This is a genomic window from Streptomyces sp. SID3343, assembly GCF_009865215.1.
Lineage (GTDB): Bacteria > Actinomycetota > Actinomycetes > Streptomycetales > Streptomycetaceae > Embleya.
The window spans coordinates 1-4438 of sequence record NZ_WWJX01000965.1 but is presented as its reverse complement, the minus strand read 5'-3'; the positions used below and the strand labels follow the sequence as shown (position 1 = coordinate 4438).

At 72.5% G+C, this 4438-nt stretch carries 6 protein-coding genes; 4 read left to right on the top strand and 2 right to left on the bottom strand.

From position 1 onward, the window contains the following. Positions 1 to 1143: MMPL family transporter (locus GT354_RS30340; protein WP_161359574.1), on the bottom strand; the 1143-nt coding region annotated here is incomplete at its 3' end. Then, a complete protein-coding gene (locus GT354_RS30335; protein WP_202512489.1) occupies positions 1133 to 1651 on the bottom strand; it encodes a nuclear transport factor 2 family protein in 519 nt (172 codons plus the stop codon). The genes GT354_RS30340 and GT354_RS30335, both read right to left, overlap by 11 nt. 45 nt (positions 1652 to 1696) lie before the next feature. On the opposite strand from GT354_RS30335, the gene GT354_RS30330 reads away from it, so the two are divergent. The 4 genes from GT354_RS30330 to GT354_RS30320 form a co-directional block, all read left to right on the top strand. Then, on the top strand, positions 1697 to 2470 hold the full coding sequence (locus tag GT354_RS30330; RefSeq protein WP_161359573.1) for a response regulator transcription factor: 774 nt from the start codon (positions 1697 to 1699) through the stop codon (positions 2468 to 2470). Then, positions 2467 to 2592, top strand: coding sequence for a hypothetical protein (locus GT354_RS56705; protein WP_346012246.1), 126 nt, complete (start codon positions 2467 to 2469; stop codon positions 2590 to 2592). Before GT354_RS30330 ends, GT354_RS56705 begins: the two co-directional genes overlap by 4 nt. 27 nt (positions 2593 to 2619) lie before the next feature. Then, entirely contained in the window at positions 2620 to 3954 is a 1335-nt protein-coding gene (locus tag GT354_RS30325) for a HAMP domain-containing sensor histidine kinase (protein WP_346012245.1), read from the top strand. Between the two features lie 24 nt (positions 3955 to 3978). After that, the coding region (locus tag GT354_RS30320; RefSeq protein WP_161359572.1) for an HIT family protein at positions 3979 to 4438 on the top strand (460 nt) is incomplete at its 3' end.

Genomic DNA, 4438 nt, shown 5'->3' with positions numbered 1-4438 from the left:
CGCGCCGCTGAGCACGGCGGCGAGCACGGGGCGCCGCGTCGTCGCCCGAGCCACCCGGGTCCACAGCCGACTGTCCACCCGGTAGGCCCGCCGCGGCACATCGAGCCGCCGGCCCCACGAGTACAGCACCACCGGCAGCAGCGTCAGCGTGACCGCGACGCTCACCAACGGAATCAGCAGGCCCGCGAAGCCGACGCTGCGCAGGAACGGCACCGACGGCACCACCAGCGCGCCGAGCGACACCGCCACGGTCGCACCGCTGAGCAGGACCGCGTGCCCGGCGGTACCCATCGCCCGCTCGATCGCCCGCACCCGCGCGGCCGGGTCGTGCGGATCGCTGCCCTCGCTCTCCTCCCGCCATCGGGTCACCACGAGCAGCGCGTAGTCGATGGCCACCCCCAGGCCGATCAGCGCGATCAGGAACTGCACCACGAACGACACGTCCGCGATCCGGGTCAACCCGCCGACCAGCAAGAACGTGGTCGGGATCGCCACCGCCGCGATCAACAACGGCACCAGGGCCAGCCCACTGGCGAACACCAGCCCCAAAACCACGAGCGCGCCCAACGCCCCGAACAGCGTCTCGGCGATCGGACTGCGCTGCGCCCCGTTGTCGCGCCCGGTCAGCAGCGGCCGGCCCGTCACCCGCACCGGCGCCCCCGCGACCTCGGCGCCGGCCAACGCCTCGCGCACCCGAACCAGCGTGTCACCGTACGGGTTTGGGCCCTCCCCGCCGGGCGGGTACACCAGCGCCACCGCGGTCCGGCCGTCCGCGGACAGCAGCGCCGGATCGCCGGATGTGCTGCGCCCGCCGGCCGGAGTCACTCGCGCGACCACATCGCGAAAGGCCGTCCGTACCTCGTCGGTGTCGGCCCGCCGCCCGAGCGGCACGGTCACCTCGACCAGGAGCGGCGCGTTGACCCCATCGGTGTGGCCGAACCGTTCGGTGATCAGGTCGTCGGCCCGCTGGGACGGCCGATCCGGCAACCGGGTGCCCTGCGCGAGCCGATCGATCGTCGTGCCGGCCGTCGCGGCGCCCGCCACCGCGAGCACCACCCACACCCCCACCACCCACCACCGGTGGCCGAGCACCCATCGCGTCACCGCCGCCATGGCCCCGCCCTCGCCGGCGCTAGCCGGCATCGGGGATCCTGGTGATCTGGTCGATCCGGCACAGCCGCCCGTCCGCGGCGAGCCGGCCGAACATGTACACCTCGGTGTCGAGGATCTTCCCCTTCTTGGTGAGCGCGTGCATGGTGAACCGCGCGGACACCCGGTCACCCGCCACCATCGCGTCGTGCACCGCCACATGGGCGGTCTCGACCCGCTTGCGCACCGGTACCACGTGGGCCGCGAGCTTCGCCCGGTCCAGGCACAGGCCGTCGGTGTACTGCTCGAAGTCGGGGGTGTAGTAGCGGTCCATGATCACCTGCGGGTCCTCGTCCTCGAATCCCATCTCCCGGGGAAATTCGGTCAGATAGGCGACGAAGGCCTTCTCGGTGGTCAGTGACCTGGGCAGCGTGGACATCTCGCTCCGTACGTTGTCGGGTGGCCCCCACGGGGGCGGGCCGGTGGTCGCGGCCCACGCATCCAGCATCGGCGCGTGCCCGCGGCGGCCGGCGTCCCGACCCCGGACTCTCAAGAAGCTCACAGACAACACCCCGGAAAACCGCAAGCGGCCCGCGATACTCGGTGGATGAGTACGCACCACGGCCGCGCCGACGGCCCCACCGTCCTGGTCGTCGAGGACGAGGCGAGCATCGCGGACGTACTCGCCATCACGCTGCGCTTCCACGGCTTCGCGGTACTGACCGCAGCCGGCGTGCACGCCGCGATCGACCTTGCCCGCAAGGCCCGTCCCGACGTGCTCCTCCTCGACATCTCGCTGCCCGACGGCGACGGCCGTCAGGTGTGCCGGGTGCTGCGCGCCGAACGCCCGGAACTGGCCGTGGTGTTCCTCACCGCGCGCGACGCGCCGGCGGAAATCGTCGGCGGCCTCGCACTCGGCGGTGACGACTACGTCACCAAACCGTTCAACATCGACGAGGTGGTCGCCCGCATCCGCGCCGTACTGCGCCGCGCGCGTCCGGCGAACCCGGCCGCCGAGCCCCTGCCCAGAGCGGCCGCGCTGCGGCACGGCGACCTCGAACTCGACGAGGCCACCTACACCGCGCGTCGCCCGGGCGGCAGCGCCGAACTGACCCCGACCGAATTCGCGTTGCTGCGCCACCTCGTCCGGCACGCCGACCGCATCGTGCCCAAGGAGCAGTTGCTCCGGCACGTGTGGCACTACGAACACGCCGCGGAATCCACGGTGGTGGAGACGTACATCAGCTATCTGCGCCGCAAGCTCGACCCGTTGGGCCCACCGCTCATCACCACCCGGCGCGGCGTCGGCTACGGCCTGCGCTCCCCCGCGCGCTCGGGTGGCGCCGCGACGGAGTCCCACAACCCGGTCGAGGGGCCGTGAGAAAGCGCACAGCCGGCCGCAACCCCTCCCTGCGCGCCAAGCTCACGGTAGGCAGTATCGCCACCTTGACCGTCGGCCTGGCCATCCTGATCGCGGTCAGCGTGATGGGCATCCGGCACTAGCTGATCACCGGCATCGACAACGAACTCATGGCCTCACGAGAGGAGTTCGAACGCAGCCGGCTCACGGGGCTCACCGGCCGCGAAATCGCCGGCCAGAACGGCTTCGCCGCGCTCCTCGACACCGGCGCCCCGGTGGCCGATCGGCCGACCCTGTGCGCGGTGATCGGCGTCGACGGCACGGCACAGGTCTTGGCGGGCGTGGTCCCCAACCGCGTGCAAGTGGGCCTCGTCGCCGCTGTCCGCGATCCGGCCGGCCTCGCCGCGGCCGACGCGCCTCGAGGCGTGACGGTGCTCGGCCACGCGTATCGGGTGACGGCGATGCGACTGGGCGGTGGGGAGGTACTGCTGACCGCCACCACCACGCAACCGGTCGGCGATACGGTGCGCCACGTCGTTCGGCTCGAACTCGCCGCCGGGGCGAGCCTGATCGTATTGCTCGGCACCTTCATCTTCTTCGGCGCGCGGTGGCGGCTCCGGCCGCTGGAGGACATGGTCGAGACCGCGTCGGCGATCGCCGAGGGGGGACCGGGTCGACCGAATCTGTCGCGGCGGATGGCGTCCCGCGGCCGGCCAGGGCGTGAGGTGGAGCAATTGCGGGTCGCGCTCAACGCGATGCTCGAACAGGTCGAGGACGCGTTCGTGGCGCGCGAGCACGCGGCCGCGCATCTGCGCGGCTTCGCCGCCGACGCCTCGCACGAGTTGCGCACCCCGCTCGCGGCGATCCGCGGCTACCTCCAGTTGTACGAGCGGGGCATGCTGGTCGACGAGAGCGAACGCTCCCGCGCGTTGTCCCGAATGGGCGCCGAAGCGGAGCGGATGACCCGCCTGGTCGACGAACTCCTGGCGCTGGCGCGCCTGGACCAACGCCCGCTGCTGCGCCCGCTTCCGGTCGACCTCGCCCGGGTGGCCCGCGAGGCGACCGCCGACCTGCGCGCCCAACAGCCGCAGCGGCCCGTGCACGTGACGTCGCCGGACACGTGTCTGGTACTCGCGGACGAGCCGACGCTGCGCCGAATCGTGGGCAACCTGACGACCAACGTCCGGGTTCACACGCCGGCCACCGCTTGCACGCACATCTCGATACGACGTGCAGGCGGGTACGCGGTGTTCCGGGTCGCCGACGCGGGGCCCGGCATGCGCCCGCAGGACACCGGCCGCATCTTCGACCGCTTCTTCCGGGCCGCCGCGGCCACCACGACCGCCACGACCGCCCCGGGCGCTGCGGGCAGCGGCCTGGGCATGGCGATCGTGCGCGCGGCGGTCGACGCCCACGACGGCACGGTTCGGGTGGTCTCCGCGCCCGGGGAGGGGTTGACCGTCACGGTCACGCTGCCGCTGGCGACGGAACTCTCCGGTGGGTGAGGGGGACCGCATACGCTCTCATGCATGACCGTCCAGGACTGCCATACATGCGCCCAGGAAGCCGAGTTCGCGGAACTGCCGCCGCGTGAGCGGATCGCGGCCGACACGTATTGGCGGGTCGCGCACAGCTTCACGACGTCGCTCCCCGGCTGGTTGGTGCTGGTCCCGCGTCGCCACGTCACCGCGCTGCACGACCTCACCGACGACGAGGCCGCGGCGCTCGGACGGTGGCAGGTCCGGCTGTCCCGGGCGTTGCGGGCGACCACGGGCTGCGCCAAGACCTACGTCGCGCAGTTCGCCGAGGCCGAGGGCTTCGCGCACGTGCACTTCCACATCGTGCCGCGGCCGGTCGACCTGGCCGAAAGCCTGCGCGGGCCACGGGTGTTCGGGCTGCTGGACGAGCGGGGGCGGGCGGTGACGGATCCGGTGAGCACGGATGCTCTGGCGTTGCGGATCCGCGCGCACCTGGCCGAGGATGCGGGGC

Coding starts and splice junctions, on each gene's coding strand:
- GT354_RS30330 (WP_161359573.1), top strand. CDS start 1,697: ATGAGTACGCACCACGGCCGCGCCGACGGCCCCACCGTCCTGGTCGTC.
- GT354_RS30325 (WP_346012245.1), top strand. CDS start 2,620: ATGGCCTCACGAGAGGAGTTCGAACGCAGCCGGCTCACGGGGCTCACC.